The organism is Paracoccus broussonetiae, assembly GCF_031854425.1.
Taxonomy (GTDB): Bacteria; Pseudomonadota; Alphaproteobacteria; order Rhodobacterales; family Rhodobacteraceae; genus Paracoccus; species Paracoccus broussonetiae.
In genome coordinates, this window is the sequence record NZ_JAVRQI010000016.1 from 36,144 (window position 1) to 52,201 (window position 16,058).

Consider the following 16,058-nt stretch of genomic DNA (forward strand, 5'->3'; position numbering starts at 1 on the left):
GTCAGGGGAGGGACGGCGATGCAGAAACTTGACGGCGATTGCGGGCATCGGCGAACCGACCGCAGTCCTGGGGGGACGCCATGACGGATCTTGTGCGGATGGAGGGGATCGACAAGCGATTTCCCGGCGTCCACGCGCTGAAGTCGGTCAGCTTCGACCTGCGCGCGGGCGAAGTGCATGCGCTGATGGGTGAAAATGGTGCCGGCAAGTCCACCCTGATGAAGATCCTGTCCGGGGTTTATCATGCGGACGAAGGCCGCATCCTGATCGACGGGGCCGAAGTCACGCTGCCGACCCCCAAAGCCGCGCAGGATCAGGGCATCGGCATCATCCACCAGGAACTCGCCCTGATGCGGGACCTGACAGTGGCGCAGAACATCTTCATCGGGCGTGAGCCCCGGCTGTCCTTTGGCCGGTTGGACGAAGCAAAGCTGAACCGCGACGCCGCCTCGATCTTCGAGGCGATGCATATCCGCATGGACCCGCGCGCCCCGGTGGGCGGTCTGACCATCGCGCGCCAGCAGATGGTCGAAATCGCCAAGGCGCTCAGCTATCGCTCTCGCGTATTGATCATGGACGAGCCGACCGCGGCCCTGAACGATGCCGAGATCGCCGAGCTTTTCGCGATCATCCGCAAGCTTCGCTCCGAAGGCGTCGGCATCATCTATATCAGCCACAAGATGGATGAGATCAAACGCATCTCGGACCGAGTGACGGTGATGCGGGACGGTGCCTATGTCGGGACCGTCGAGGCGGCGGATACGCCCATCTCGAAGATCATCTCGATGATGGTCGGGCGCGAATTGACGGACGAAACCGCGACGATTCCCGATCTGTCGCGGGCGGAAACCGCGCTTGAGGTGCGCCACCTGTCGCGCGGACGCGAACTTCGGGATATCGGATTTTCGGTGAAACGGGGCGAGATCCTGGGCTTCGCCGGCCTGATGGGCGCCGGACGGACCGAGCTTGCCCGCGCGATCTTCGGCGCCGAACCCGCGACGCAGGGCGAGATTCTGGTCCACAGAAAACCCGTGCAGATCGGCACACCCGCGGATGCCGTCCGCGCCGGCATCGGCTATCTGTCCGAGGACCGCAAGCATTACGGGTTGGCCCTTGGCATGGATGTGCGCGCCAATATCGCGATGGCCAGCCTGCCACGTTATACCGATCGGCTGGGCCGCATCGATGAGGCGGGCTTGGGAAAGGTCGCGGGCGATTACATCCGCGCGCTCAGCATCCGCACACCCGGCGACCGGCAGGAGGTGCGTCTGCTGTCCGGTGGCAACCAGCAGAAGGTCGTCATTGCGAAATGGCTGCTGCGGGACTGCGACATCCTGATATTCGACGAACCGACACGCGGCATCGACGTGGGAGCAAAGGCAGAGATCTATCGCCTCCTGAACGAGCTGGCGGCAGCGGGCAAGGCGATCATCGTGATCTCCAGCGAATTGCCCGAGGTGCTGCGTTTGTCCCACCGGATCGCCGTCATGTGCGAGGGACGGCTGACCGGCATCCTGCCCGGCGGTGCCTCGCAAGAAGAAATCATGGCTCTGGCCACCAAACGAGAGGGGCTTGCCGCAGAATGATGGTCGAGGAGACAGCGAAGATGGGCGAGAAGCAGGCCCGCCGCGGCGCGGCCCAACAAAAGCTGCTGGCCTTCGCCAGCCTTATCGTGCTGGTGGTTGGCTTCTCGCTGGCCAGTCCCCGCTTCTTTCAGGTCGATAACATCATGTCGATCCTGCAAGCCACCTCGGTCAACGGGGTGCTGGCGGTCGGGGTGACGATGATCATCATCACCGGTGGTATCGACCTGTCGATCGGCACGCTGATGACCTTTTGCGCGGTGATGACGGGCGTGGTGCTGACATGGCTGGGGGCGCCGCTGCTGCTTGGCGTCGCGGCAGGGATGGCGACTGGCGCGATATGTGGCCTGATCTCGGGGACTCTGGTCGCCAAGGCCAAGATACCGCCTTTCATCGCCACCCTTGGCATGATGCTGGTGCTGAAGGGCCTGTCGCTGATCGTGACCGGTACGAAGCCCATCTATTTCAACGATACCGAGGGCTATACCGAGATCTCGCAGGGATCACTTGTCGGGAAGATCATCCCTCAATTTCCGCTGCCGAACGGGGTGCTGATCCTGTTCCTTGTCGCGGGCATCATCGCATGGGTGCTGGGCCGGACCGTGCTGGGACGCTATACTTTTGCCCTCGGCTCGAACGAAGAGGCGGTGCGCCTGTCTGGCGTCAATACCGACCGCTGGAAAATGGCGATCTATGCCCTGGCCGGTGCGATCTGCGGGATCGGCGGTATCCTGATCTCCAGCAGACTGAACTCTGCCCAACCGGCCCTGGGTCTCGGATACGAGCTTGAAGCCATCGCGGCCGTGGTCATCGGGGGCACGTCCCTGTCGGGTGGGCGCGGCACGATCACCGGTACTCTGGTCGGGGCGCTCATCATGTCGGTGCTGACCAACGGCCTGCGGGTCCTTTCGGTCGCACCCGAATGGCAGACTGTCGTCACCGGTATCATCATCATTGTCGCCGTCTATGCGGACCAGCTTCGCCGGCGCTCAGCCAACTGATTTCACCGTGAACATCAGGGAGGAAAACATGTTCACAAGACGCAGACTGATCGGCGCGGCAACCGCGCTGGCACTGATGGCCGGGGCGGGCGGCGCGATGGCCCAGGATAAGCCCTACATCGCGCTGATCTCCAAGGGTTTCCAGCACCAGTTCTGGCAGGCCGTGAAGATCGGAGCCGACAAGGCAGGCGCGGAACTGGGGGTCGATGTCAGCTTCGAGGGGCCGGATAACGAGACCCAGGTCGACAAACAGATCGACATGCTGGCCGCCGCGCTCGCCAAGCAGCCGACCGCCGTCGGCTTCGCCGCGCTGGACAGCCAGGCAGCAATTCCCCTGCTGAAAAAGGCCCAGGCAAGCAATATCCCGGTCATCGCCTTCGACTCCGGTGTCGACAGCGACATTCCGGTTGCGACCGCCTCGACGAACAACATTGCCGCGGCGGCCATGGCTGCAGACAAGATGGGCAAACTGATCGGCGGCGAAGGCAAGATCGCGGTCGTGGGTCACAGCCAGACCTCGCTGACCGGGATCCACCGTCGCGACGGCTTTGTCGACGAGATCAAGGCGAAATTCCCGAACATTGAGATCGTGACCATCGAATATGGCGATGGCGACCACCTGAAATCGACCGAGATCACCAAGGCGATCCTGGCTGCCAATCCCGACATCAAGGGGATCTTCGGCACCAACGAGGGCTCGGCCATCGGCGTGCTGAACGGCGTGCGCGAGATGAAGGCCAAGGTCGTGGTGATCGGCTTCGATTCTGGCAAGGCGCAGAAGGACGCGATCCGCGACGGCTCGATGGCGGGCGCGATCACCCAGAACCCGGTCGGCATCGGCTATGAGACAGTGAAAGCCGCCGTCGCTGTATCGAAGGGTGAGAAAGTCGAGAAGAACATCGATACCGGCTTCTACTGGTATGACAAGTCGAACATCGACGCGCCGGAAATCGCGGCGGTCCTGTACGACTGATCGGCAACTCGCCGGGGGCGGACCGCCCCCGGCCCATAGAATGAGGACAAGATGACGCCCAGATGCGACGGCCGCCCCAGCCGGCAAGAGGTTAAGGCATGACCACGATCACCGGCCTGCGCACCGTCGATGTGCGTTTCCCGACCAGCCAGCATCTGGATGGCTCGGACGCGATGAACCCGGATCCGGATTACTCGGCCGCCTATGTCATCCTGGAAACCGACAGCCCGCATGAAGGTCACGGGCTGACCTTCACCATCGGGCGCGGGAACGAGATCTGCGTCGCCGCGATCGAGGCGCTGCGGTCCATCGTGACGGGCCTGGACTTGGGCTGGATCGCGCAGGATATGGGCCGCTTCTGGCGGCACATCACCTCGGACAGCCAGTTAAGATGGATCGGTCCGGACAAGGGCGCGATCCATCTTGCCACGGGTGCGGTCGTGAACGCCGTCTGGGATCTATGGGCCAAATCCGAGGGCAAGCCGGTCTGGCAGCTCGTGGCCGAGATGTCGCCCGCCGAACTGGTCCGCTGTATCGATTTCCGCTACCTGACCGATTGCATCACCCCGGAATGGGCGCTCGATTTCCTGACCAAGCAGGCCGAGGGCAAGACGGCGCGCATCGCCACCCTGAAAGCCGAGGGCTATCCCTGCTACACGACCAGCGCGGGCTGGCTCGGCTATGATGACGAGAAGCTGCGCCGCCTGTGCCGCGAGGCGGTCGATGCGGGTTTCCGGCACATCAAGATGAAGGTCGGTCGCGATCTGGAGGATGACATCCGGCGTCTGACCATCGCCCGGGACGAGATCGGCCCCGACGTCAACCTGATGATCGACGCCAACCAGGTGTGGGAGGTCGATCAGGCCATCGACTGGGTCGGCAAGCTTGCCTTCGCCAAGCCGTGGTTCATCGAAGAGCCGACCAGCCCCGACGATGTCGAGGGTCACCGCAAGATCCGCGAGGGCGTCGCCCCGGTGCAGGTTGCCACCGGCGAGATGTGCCAGAACAGGATCATGTTCAAGCAATTCATCATGCGCGGTGCGATCGACGTGGTGCAGATCGATTCATGCCGCATGGGCGGTCTGAACGAAGTTCTGGCCGTGATGCTGATGGCCGCGAAATACGGGCTGAAGGTCTGTCCCCATGCGGGGGGCGTCGGCCTGTGCGAGTATGTCCAGCACATGTCGATGATCGATTATCTCTGCATCGCCGGCACGCGTGAAGGTCGGGTCATCGAATATGTCGACCACCTGCACGAGCATTTCCTTGATCCCTGCACGATCCGGGACGCGGCCTATATGCCGCCCTCGATGCCGGGCTTCTCTATCGAGATGAAGCCGGAAAGCCTTGAAACCTATCGCTTCCGGGGGAAATGATGGACCTGCATCTGAAAGACAAGCTGGTCGTCGTAACCGGCGGCGGCTCGGGGATCGGCGCCGGGATTACCGAGGTTTTGCGCGAAGAAGGGGCGCGGGTCGTCATTCTGTCCCGCAGTGCCCCGGAGGCCGGGTGGTTGCAGAAGACCGGCGCGGATTTCCTGAAGGTCGAGCTGTCCGACGATGCCGCCTGCCGCGCGGCGGTGGACGAACTGCGTCGCAGCCACGGTCCGGTGCACGGACTTGTCAACAACGCGGGGGCAAATGACGGTGTGGGTCTGGACAAGGGACCGGATGCGTTCCGGGCCAGCCTGGAGCAGAACCTGATCCACTATTACCAGATGGTGCACCTGTTGCAGGAGGATCTGAAATCCTCGCAGGGGGCGATCGTCAACATCACCTCGAAAACGGCGCTGACGGGGCAGGGGGGGACCTCTGCCTATGTCGCGGCCAAGGCGGCGCAATTGGGCCTGACCCGCGAATGGGCGGTCGAATTCCTGCCCCACGCGGTGCGAGTCAACGCCATTGTCGTGGCCGAGGTGATGACGCCGCTTTACCGCCGCTGGCTGGATACCATGCCCGATCCAGATGCCCGACTGGGCGCGATCACGCGGAACATTCCGCTGGGCCAGCGCATGACCACGGCACGGGAAATCGCGGATTGCTGTGCCTTTCTGCTGTCGGATCGGGCCAGTCACATGACCGGACAATGGCTGCATCCCGATGGCGGTTATGTGCATCTGGACCGCGCCATCGCGCAATAGCGGGCCATATCTGGGGGCTGTTCGCGGATGGGAAAAAGTCTAGGCTCCCCCACATGACCGATCCGATTCCGACGCCCACCCTGTCGTTCGATCCTGACGAAGGACCAGCACCGCCGTTGATGCGCCCGGATGACTGGCTCGCGGCGCAGCGGGCGCAGTCGGGCCTGCTGTCCCGGGCCGCTGCGGCTGTCGGGCGGCTGGATGCGACGGTTGCTGCTCTTGACCCGGATGCACAGGAAGGTGCGACCCGCCGACTGGCGTTGATCGAGGTCGAAGCGATGCTATGGGCGCAGGGCACGCCCCTTCGACGTGAGGAAATCGGGCGAGAGTTGATGGATGCCAGGGCCGGGACGGACCTGTCGGCCATGCGGCTGGCGCGCTGGGGTTTGCGTCGGCTTGAGGGGCAGGGCTCTGCGTCGAACCTGCGCAACTTTCTTGGACTTTACCGCAGCGAAGGTCCGGGCCTGACCGATGCCCTTGCCGCGCGTCCTGTTGGCGCCGCTTTCGACGATGGGGCCGAGGAATTCCTGGCCGGCCATGCCGCACTTGCCGGGATCGAGCCGATTGCCCGTGCGCCGGCCCTGCGGGTCGCCTGGCGTATCGCCGACCTCTCGGCACCGGAATGCCTTGCCGAACCCGCCTGCTGGACAGCACGCGACATGGCGGATGGATGCGAGGCGTTGAAATTTGTTCCCCTGGGTCGCAGCGGTCGCCGGGTCTGGATCGACACCGGCCCCCCTGCCGATCGGATGGCGCGACAGCTTGAAGCCGTGCTGCAAGGCGCGATCGAGGCGCGGCGCGAATTGAAGCGTGTCTCGGACTGGGCCGACCGCGCCCGCCGCGAAACCGCCGGGATCAAGGGCGACAACCCGGCGCGCGTGATCGCGGTTCTGGCCGCCCATCCGCTGATGTCGACGGCGATGGTCGAAACCGCGACCGGGATCAGCCGCGACACGGCCGAGCGATTGCTTGCCCGGATGCAGGCCATGGGCCTTCTGCGCGAGATCACCGGCGCAAGGCGGTTCCGGCTGTGGAGCGTCGGCGGCTAAGCCGCTTCGCGGATGACGTCCATGAACAGGCTCTTGATCGCACCGGAGTCGCAGTCAAGCGCGGCTGCGGACCTGTGCCGGCGTTCAATCCGCTTGATCCGCCCGATTTCTTCCCCTTCCAGCACGACCCCCATCGCTGTCTCCTCCATGGTGAACAGTTCGGGATGCAGGCAGGCGATGACCGCCATCGGGTCATGCAGCGCGCAACCCGGTTGTCCGACCGAGCGATAGAAATCCAGATAAAGCCCCGCCATTCCGTTCAGGAAGCCACCGTCATGGGGTGCGGCTTCAGCCAGCGCATGAAAGTCCGCCGCGCCAAGCTGGGCGCGCATGGTGACATCCAGGCCGATCAGCTGGATCTCGGCACCCGAACCCAAGACTTCCTCCAGCGCATGGGGGTCGTGATAGGTATTCGCCTCGGCATGGGGGGTGATATTTCCCGGCGCATCCAGCGCACCGCCCATCAGGACGATCCGCCCGATATTGCGTGCGAAATCGGGATCCAGACGCAGGGCCTCGGCCACGTTGGTAATGGGGCCGATTGGGCAAAGGGTGATCTGGCCGGGGTTTTCGCGGGCCAGACGGGTCATCAGTTCCGCTGCCGTCTCGTCCACCGCTCGGCGGATGGGCTGCGCCGCGGGCAGGTGCCCGAAACCCTGGGCCCCGTGGATATGGGCGGGTGGGGTGAAGGGCGGCAGCACCAGCGGATGCGCGGCGCCCTGCGCCACGGGTATATCAAGGCCGCAATGCTCGACCAGCGCCAGCGCGTTCCGGGTCGCGATCTCGACCGGCACGTTCCCGAAGACCGTGGTCAGACCGACCAACTCGATGCGCGGATGGCGCGCGGCAAAGATGATGGCCATGGCATCGTCGATGCCGGGATCGGTGTCGATCAGAAGTTTCATGGGCGTATCCGTTGACAGAAGCGCCTCATGTAGCCCGCCGAGTTGGGGGCTTCAACTGATCCGCGTCCGCAGAGAGCCGTCACCTTCGCGCGTGACCTGCACCTGCTGCAGTGTGCCGCCCACCCTGATCGTCGCGGTATATCCGGGCCAATCCGAGGGCAGGGTGGGCACGACCTCCAGCCGGTTCCCTTCGCGGATCTGCAGGCCCAGAATATGCTCGACCGCAACCCGATGAAGCCAACCGGCCGAGCCGGTATACCAGGTCCATCCCGCGCGCCCGCGCTTTTCATCCGCTCCATAGACATCGGCCGCGACGACGTAGGGTTCACCCCGATACCGATGCATGGTCTCCGGGTCGCTGGCATGGCTGATCGGGTTCAGCAACCGGAACACGCGCCAGGCATCATCGCCCCGCCCGGCCATGCACAGCGCCTGAACCATCCAGATCGCGGCATGGGTGTATTGTCCGCCATTCTCGCGCACACCAGGGGGATAGCCCTTGATATAGCCCGGATCCTGCGCCGTCTGGGCGAAAGGCGGAGTGAAAAGGCGCAGCAGCATTCCGTCTTCGTCCAGCAGGTGCGACAGCGCCGCGTCCAGCGCCGGACCCCGGCGACGCTTGGCCCCCGCGCCCGAGATCACCGACCAGCTTTGCGCGATCGAGTCGATCTGGCATTCGTCGGACAGATGCGAACCAAGGGGCGTGCCGTCGTCATAGATCCCGCGCAGATACCAGCCCCCATCCCAGGCACTGTCATTCAACGCTTTCGACAGCGCGTCGCGATGTGCCTGCCAAGCGCTCGCGCGGGCGGGTTCGCCGCGCTCGGCGGCAATGGGCGCCATCATTTCCAGCGTGCGGGCAAGGAACCAACCCAGCCAGACGGATTGGCCCCGCCCCGCGGCCCCAACGCGGTTCATGCCATCGTTCCAGTCCCCACCCAGAAACAAGGGCAAACCCTGCGCGCCCGTGCGGGTCACGGCAAGATCCAGCGCCCGTGCGGCGTGTTCGTAAAGGGATGCGGATCTCGCGCTGACCTCGGGGGTGTAGAACGCGTCGTGCTCACCCGGCTCCAGCGGGCGGCCAGTCAGGAAGGGCAGGTTTTCGTCCAGGATCGTGCGGTCGCCGGTGACTTCCAGATAGCGCGCCAGCGAATGGCCCAGCCAGACCACGTCATCGGCGATCATCGTGCGCACCCCGGCGCCTGTCGCAGGCAGCCACCAATGCTGGACGTCACCCTCCGGGAACTGGCGTGAAGCGGCATGGATCAGTTGCGTTCGCGCAAGGCCGGGGTCATAGACCAGCATCGCCGATGTATCCTGCAACTGGTCGCGGAATCCGAACGCACCCGAGGCCTGGAAAAAGGCCGAGCGCGCCCGGATGCGGCAGGCGATTGCCTGATAGGGCAGCCAGCGGTTCACCATCAGATCGAACGCAGGGTCAGGCGTCTGGACCTGAAGGTTTCCGAAGATGCCGTCCCATTCCGTCTGCTGCTCAGATTTCGCCTGCGCGGCGGTGTCGGTCCGCGACATCAGCGTTTCGGCCACCGCGTCGGGCCCCGCCGAAAGGCGGAATGTGATCTCTTCTGTCGCGCCGGGTTCCAGCTCGATCCGCGTTTCCAGCAACATGACGGGGTCTCCGTCGTGGCGATGCACGAAGCGGTGGCTCAGGGCCGAGTCGAACCATGCAGGCATGGACAAGTCGCGATTGCGCCCCTGCCAGATCAGGCGCGACAGGCACATTCCCGTCACCTCGCGATCCACCGACAGGATCATCCGCTGTCCGGTGTAATCGATGGAATAGGGGTTCCTGCACTCGATGGCGCGGTGGTTCGGCAGGTAGCGCGGTTGAAGATAGGGCGCGGCCTTGGCACGGGAACCGCCCATGACCGGCTCAAGAAACTGCGCGACATCCAGCGTCAGGGGACGGTCGGACCGGTTGGTTAGAGCCACGCCGATCACGCGCAGCGGCGCATCGGGCAAAAGACTGTGGGTTGCGGTGATCTCCAACTCGCCCGACCAGGAGGTGAATTCCGAGAATCCGGCCCCGTGCCGGCATTGGTAAAGGGCGGTTCTTTGGCTGGACAGCGCCGCATAGGGCGTATGGATCGCACCGGTCCCGACCTCGCGGATCAACATCCCTTCGCCACTGGGATTGCTGACCGGATCATTCGACCACGGCGTCAGCTGATGATCCCGCGAGTTGGCCGACCACGAGAAGCCAGCCCCCTCCGCCGAGATGTGAAAGCCGAAATCCTCGCGCGCGATGACGTTGATCCAGGGATTGGGGGTTGTCTGGGCATGGCGCAGGCGGGTGACGTAATTGCCGTTGGCGTCAAAGCCGCCGATGCCGTTCCAGAAACGCAGGTCCTCGGCCGGGAAATCGGTACGGAGCGGGGCGCGCTGCAGGGGACGGCTTGCTGGCCGGACGATACCGCGCTGCAATTCCGCCGCCTCGATCCGCTGAATCTGCTCGGACAGGCTGCCGTTCTGGGCGTGGACGACAACGCGGGCGACGGCCAGCAGGGTGTCCTGTGTCAGCGGTTCCAGAGCATTCGCATCGACCGCGAAGACCGAGGGGCGCGAATGCAGCAGGTGCAGGCTGTGGCACAGGTTGTTCAGCGCCTCGTTCATGCTTGCGGCATAGCTGACCCTCTGTTCGTTCAGGATAACCAGGTCGCATTCCAGCCCGCGCATCCGCAGGTATTCCTGCATCCTGATTGCCTGATGCGCGACCGGCATCAGGTCCGGGTCGTTGATGCGCAGCACCATGATCGGGTTGTCACCCGAGACGGACATCGGCCACAGCGCCGATTGCCGCCCCATCGCGTGCCGGATCTGGTGCGGGTTCAACACCTGGTTGGGATAGACCAGCAGCGCAGCATAGCGCCGGAACAGCGCTGCTTCGTCCGGGGTGATGTCGGCATGGTGCAACTGCACCTGGCTGCGCGTCCAGGCCATCTGGTATTCGTTGTCGAAGGCGGATTCGTCCGACAGCAGGCGGTGGGCTTCATAAAGCTGATCGCGGCTGGTTGCCGTGACCGTCCAGAATGTCACCACCGCCTCTTTCCCCGGCGCCAGGGTCAGCCGGCGAGACAGCGAGAAAACCGGGTCAAGGGTATAGCTTTCTTCCTGCGGCGGAGGTGTCAGGCGACCGGGATGTTCCAACCCCAGCGGTGTGCGCAGATTCCGACCGCGACCGATGAATTCGCGCCGATCCGTGATTGCTGCCGAAGGAACTCCGGCCCCCGCGGACATGTGCATCAGATGAAGGTCGGGATCCTGCGGATTGCGCTTGTTGCGCCGCGCGAAGATGCGGGCCTGATCCACCTCGGCCTTGGTGGCGACGAACATGCGTGAAAATGCGGTATGGGCGCGGTCGGCGGCATTGTCGTCCAGTACGATCTCGCCATAGCTGACAAGGTCGATCTGGCGCGTTTCCTCCCAGACATTGCGCAGTTTCACGCGTGTGCCGCGGGCGTCCAGATCATCCGACAGGATCACCTCGGTTTCGCAGATGATCCCCTCGCCCTGGGCCGAGAAGCAGGCCTTGTAGTCGAATAGCAGCGCCGAATACGAGATCTGGGGGTCAAAGCCGGGCGCTGCCGTGACCGACCACCAGCGGCGGCTTGTGATGTCGCGAAGGAACAGGAATTCGCCCCAGACATCTGCCGCGGGATCGGGGCGCCAGCGGGTGACGGCGACCGGACCCAGCCGCGAACGCCCGCCGCCGCTGGCATCCAGAAGCAGGGATTGCCGGCCATTCGACATCAGGGCCACGGTGTGCGGTGCGGACAGCGCGTCCCTGACATCGACGATTTCGGATTGTCCGCTGTCCCTTCCCAGACCCAGCAGGCGGCGTGGCGGCGTGATCCGCAGCAGCGAGGAAATCTCGCGCGGGCTGCGCTGCTGCAGCAGCGTCGAGACGCTTTCGATCACCGGGTCGGCGTGGAAACGCTTGCGATGGATGCCGCGCATCAGGCAGTTCGCCACCGCCAGCAGGCTCATCCCCTGATGATGGGCCATGATGTTCATCACCGTTACGCATTTGCGCCCGGCTGGCACGCGCGAGGGAGTGAAATCCACCGCGTCGTAAAAGCCGAACTCTCCCCTTGCGCCAAGTTTCGCCAGGCGTCGCAGGTTCTTCAGCGCACTGCGCGGGCGCAGGTCCGCCGCAATGAAACTGGCATAGGGAGCGACGACCTGGTCATCGCGCAGCCAGCGCCGCAAGGCCAGTTCCGCGACCCCGAAGGCATAATACTGATAGTTCATCATCCCGTCGCGCGCGTTATAGGCGCTTTCGGACACACCCCAGGGCCGCGAGGCGCGCATCCCGTCCCGGATCTGCGCCTCGACCGCGACCTCGCAGGACGAATGCAGGATCGAGCCGGGCGGCTCGTCCATGACCAGGGGCGCCATCATGTATTCGAACATCGATCCCGACCAGCTGACCAGCGTGCTGCCATAGGTCATCGTGGTCATCGGCCGGCCAAGCCGGTTCCAATGCTCGGTCGGCAGATCCCCCTTGGCGATCCCGAAAAGCGAGGCAAGCCGCGCCTCGGATGCCAGCAGGTCGTAATAGGAATGGTCTAGCGTTCCGTCCGCCGCGTTGAAGCCGATCGCCAGCAGGTGGCGTTCGTTGTCATAGAGAAAGCTGAACTCCATTTCGAAGGCAAAGGCCCGCGCGCGTTCAGCCAATGCAGACATACGCAATGCCGAGACCTGCACCAGCGCCGGTTCGATCCTGCCCAGGGCCTCCATCTCGTCGCAGGTGGTGACAAGGCGCGCGGCCCACCAGTCAAGCTCTCGCACCGGGGCAGTCGGAACCTCGGCCAGAAGGCCCTGCACCAGCACTTGAAGATCCGCGGCGGCACGGGCATAGGTACGGACGTGAAGGGCGGCCACGTCCGGCTCTCCTGCATTTCCCATCGCGCGCCACAGGCCGTGGATGCGTTCTCCAATGCGGTCGCGCAGGGTGTTCAGGCTGCGCCTTTCGCGCGGGACCGCGTCATGGATTCGCCGCATGATGGTCAGGATATCGACCGCGCCGGACAGGTCGGGAAGCAGGTAGAGCGTGGGATTTCGGGCCCATTCCTTCAGCGTCGCGGACAGCGTGATCAGGTGGCCCGCAAGGTTTCCGCTGTCCACGGCCGAGATATAGCGCACCCCCAGCGGTTGCAGGGTGTCCGTCGCGTACCAGTTGTAAAGATGACCGCGCTCGCGCTCCATCCGTTCGATCGTGCCCAGCGTGGCGTCCACCCGCTCCAGCGTCTCGTTCAGGGTGATCCAGTTGAATTCACGCGCAGTGACCGTCGACAGAAGATAAAGCCCGATATTCGTGGGCGAGGTGCGCTCGGCCAGTTTCGGGTGGGGATCGATCTGGAAGTTGTCGGGCGGCAGGTGGTTCGTCGCCTCGGTCACGAAACTTTCGAAGAAGCGCCAGATCAGCCGCGCTTCGGCGCGCCATTCCAGGATCTCGTCCGGCGCAAGGGGGCGGGTCTCTTCGTCGCGGATCGGGCGGGCGCTGATCCAGGCGATCAGGGGCGCTGCCAGCCACAGCGCGGTAAATGCCAGCGCCTGCGGGCGGTTGTCGGGGCGGAACAGCACGATCAGCGCCGCAAAACCCAGGGCCAGCCCGACGCCCCCCCGCATCAGCCGGACATAGTCGGCCAGTGTCTCGTGCGACCGCGCGGCAACAGACTGGCTGGTGGTCCATTCCAGCAAATGCCGGCGCGAGACGTAAAGCCGGTAAAATGTGCGCATGATTGCATCCATCATGCTCCAGGCCACTTGCGGCAGCAGCGCCAGACGCAGCATGAAGGCGATCAACTGGTCGAGGAATTCGTTGCCGATCACCGTCAGGTGGCGCAGCGGCGCGACCCCGGCCTGTCGCGGGACAACACCCATCAGCCAGCCCAGCAGTTGGGCCAGGCACATCGAGACGCCAAGGATCGCCAGCCAGATCATCCCCTCGTCATGGGGCAGACCGATCAATGCCAGCGTGCCGGCCATCATCAGGCTGACCGGCAGCAGGCTGCGACGCAGGTTGTCGATCATGCGAAAACGCGCCAAGGCGTCCAAACCGTTATGCGGGTTCAGCAGATAGGGCAGAAGCTGCCAGTCGCCACGCACCCAGCGATGCTGGCGCGACAGGTCGACCGCGAAGCGGCGCGGGTATTCCTCAACCAGGGTGACATCCGTGGCCAGCGCCGCGCGCAGCCATGCGCCCTCGATCAGGTCATGGCTCAGCACCGTGTTCTGGAGGACCCGGTCCTGTGCCGCCGCGGTGAAGGCATCGACATCATAGATGCCTTTGCCGGTATAGGTGCCCTGGTCGAACACGTCCTGGTACAAATCCGAAACGGTGAAGACATAGGGATCCAGCCCGCCATCCTGCGACAGGATGCGCTGAAACGGCGAGGTCTGCGGCCCATGGGCCAGCAGCGCCGCGACACGCGGCTGGATCACCCCATGCCCGCGCGTGATCCGCCCCAAGACCGGGTCGTAATGCGGACGGTTCACGGGGTGTGCGATCATTCCGACAAGCTGCCTCACCGTGTCGCGCGGCATCGTCGTATCGGCGTCCAGCGTCACGACATAGCGGATATTGTCGGGCGGGCGCGGTCCGCTGTCGACGAAGCTGGTATCCTTGGAGCCGCGCAGCAGCGCGTTCAGTTCGACTAGTTTGCCGCGCTTGCGTTCCCACCCCATCCAGACGCCTTCGACCTCGTTCCACTGCCGCCGCCGGTGCAGCAGGAAGAAGCGTTTGCCGGTATGGGCATAGCGGTCTGCAAGCGCGTTGATCCCCTGCCGGGCATAAGCCAGAAGCTCGGCGTCGCGATCAGTTGCCTCCTCGGCGGCATCGGCGAAGTCAGTCAGCAGGGCAAAGCTGATCGCAGGGTCGGTATTGGCCAGATAATGCACCTCGAGATTGTTCAATACATCGTCGATTGCATCCAACCCGTGCAGCAGGCAGGGGATGACCACAAGCGTTGCATGGTCCGGCGGAATACCTTCGTCGAAACCATAGGCCGGCAGCTGCGCGGGCGGGAAAAACCGGCTTGCAAGGAAGCGGATCAGGGCAAGGGAGGCCTCGGCGAAAGCCGGGAGCGACAGCAGGATCAGCGCAACCGCAAGCAGGGCATTCGTACGAGACGGGATATAGGCGGCGCTGATCATGACCGCGATGGCGATGGGGATCATCAGCACCAGCGCCATCGCCCAAACCCCGCGACGCCGCAGCGCGTGGACCACCCTTTCGCGCAAGGGCGGGCGATAGCCGCAGCCTTGCTCGAACGCCCTCGCCTCGTCCCCCAGCATGATGGCCGAGACCGGCAGCGCGCGGTGTTCGGCTGCGCGCAATGCGCGTTCGGCAACCTCGGCCTCGGTCAGGTCGGAATGACGCGCTATCGCCTCGATCCGATTGCGGATCAGGTTGCGGGTCGGGGGGGCAAGGCGCAGGTGATCGGGGTCATCGCGCAGGATCGCCTCGATCCGGCTGGTATTCTCGAACCAGTCGCGCCAGTCGATTTCGTCCAGTCGCTTCAGCGCCCGGATCACATGTCCGGCAGTGACGTTGTTGGCCGTCTGGCGCGATTGTTCGTCGGAAAGGGTCTGTTCGGCGGTCTTGCCCCGCGCTTCCAGCCGGCGCGACAGGTCCGACGCGATGGCATGGCCGCGGTCCAGCCGCGCATGGATGCGATAGATGACCTGTGCCACATAAGTGGGGTTGATCAGTGCATGATCGGGCACGACAAGGTCGAAATCCTCGGGCCGCGGATCGTCCTTGGCCATCAGCCGATCGATCGCCGCATTCGCCTCGCGCCGTCCTTGCCGGGCCTGGGCTGCCTCGATGCTGAGGCGCAGCATCTGCAGCAGCAGGACATAGCGCAGCATCGCGGGCAGGCACCAAAGCTCTCCGATGGTCAGCCATTCGACCTGCTGGGCGCCCGCGATGAATTCGGAGAAGCTGCGTTCGCGCAGGTCTGCATCGGTCATCGCGACATAGTCCCAGGCCAATGCGAAGACGCGCGGGATCGGGCCGCCCGACTGGTCGGTCCCGCGTGGCAGCGAACGCAGGAAATCGGGGCTGAGATCGCGGTGGAGGTGGCGATAGGTCTCGGCAATGGTGTGGTAGTTGTCGAGCAGCCAACGCGTGGCGGTGGTGATATGCTCACCCTCGGCATCGTCCCTGAGGGCAAGGTGATACAGCGACCTTTGCTGACGCTCTGCCTCGCCAATGTCGATCTGGGCAGCCTTGCTGTCCAGTCCAGGCGTCAGGGCACGGCCCAGTTCCATGACCGCACGGCCAGCCGCAGGAAACCCCGAGGGGTGTGCCATGTCCGGCGCGCCCGGATCTCGGGGGCCGAATTCGCCGCCATCAGCCTGCATCTGCCCCTCCGCCACGTCC

At 64.4% G+C, this 16,058-nt stretch carries 8 protein-coding genes; 6 read left to right on the plus strand and 2 right to left on the minus strand.

The features are described 5' to 3' along the window. Positions 1–80 precede the first annotated feature (80 nt). The 6 genes from RM190_RS18855 to RM190_RS18880 all read left to right on the plus strand — a co-directional run bounded on the left by RM190_RS18855 (position 81) and on the right by RM190_RS18880 (position 6,746). Positions 81–1,586 carry a sugar ABC transporter ATP-binding protein gene (locus RM190_RS18855; protein WP_311761012.1) on the plus strand — a complete coding sequence of 502 codons (1,506 nt, stop codon included), beginning with the start codon at positions 81–83 and terminating at the stop codon, positions 1,584–1,586. Next, entirely contained in the window at positions 1,586–2,584 is a 999-nt protein-coding gene (locus RM190_RS18860; protein WP_311761013.1) for an ABC transporter permease, read from the plus strand. The genes RM190_RS18855 and RM190_RS18860 overlap by 1 nt, the downstream gene beginning before the upstream one ends. A 28-nt stretch (positions 2,585–2,612) precedes the next feature. Beyond that, on the plus strand, positions 2,613–3,557 hold the full coding sequence (locus RM190_RS18865) for an ABC transporter substrate-binding protein (protein ID WP_311761014.1): 945 nt from the start codon (positions 2,613–2,615) through the stop codon (positions 3,555–3,557). A gap of 98 nt (positions 3,558–3,655) precedes the next feature. After that, the gene (locus RM190_RS18870; RefSeq protein ID WP_311761015.1) at positions 3,656–4,933 is read left to right on the plus strand and encodes an L-fuconate dehydratase; all 1,278 of its coding nucleotides are present in this window, start codon (positions 3,656–3,658) and stop codon (positions 4,931–4,933) included. Next, positions 4,933–5,697: an SDR family oxidoreductase gene (locus RM190_RS18875; protein WP_311761016.1), complete on the plus strand. Its 765-nt coding sequence runs from the start codon at positions 4,933–4,935 to the stop codon at positions 5,695–5,697. Before RM190_RS18870 ends, RM190_RS18875 begins: the two co-directional genes overlap by 1 nt. A gap of 53 nt (positions 5,698–5,750) precedes the next feature. Further along, entirely contained in the window at positions 5,751–6,746 is a 996-nt protein-coding gene (locus RM190_RS18880; RefSeq protein WP_311761017.1) for a helix-turn-helix domain-containing protein, read from the plus strand. On the opposite strand, the gene RM190_RS18885 is transcribed toward RM190_RS18880, so the two are convergent. Further along, a complete protein-coding gene (locus tag RM190_RS18885; protein WP_311761018.1) occupies positions 6,743–7,651 on the minus strand; it encodes a nucleoside hydrolase in 909 nt (302 codons plus the stop codon). The genes RM190_RS18880 and RM190_RS18885 overlap by 4 nt on opposite strands. A gap of 51 nt (positions 7,652–7,702) precedes the next feature. Next, the gene (locus tag RM190_RS18890; RefSeq protein WP_311761019.1) at positions 7,703–16,039 is read right to left on the minus strand and encodes a GH36-type glycosyl hydrolase domain-containing protein; all 8,337 of its coding nucleotides are present in this window, start codon (positions 16,037–16,039) and stop codon (positions 7,703–7,705) included. Positions 16,040–16,058 lie beyond the last annotated feature (19 nt).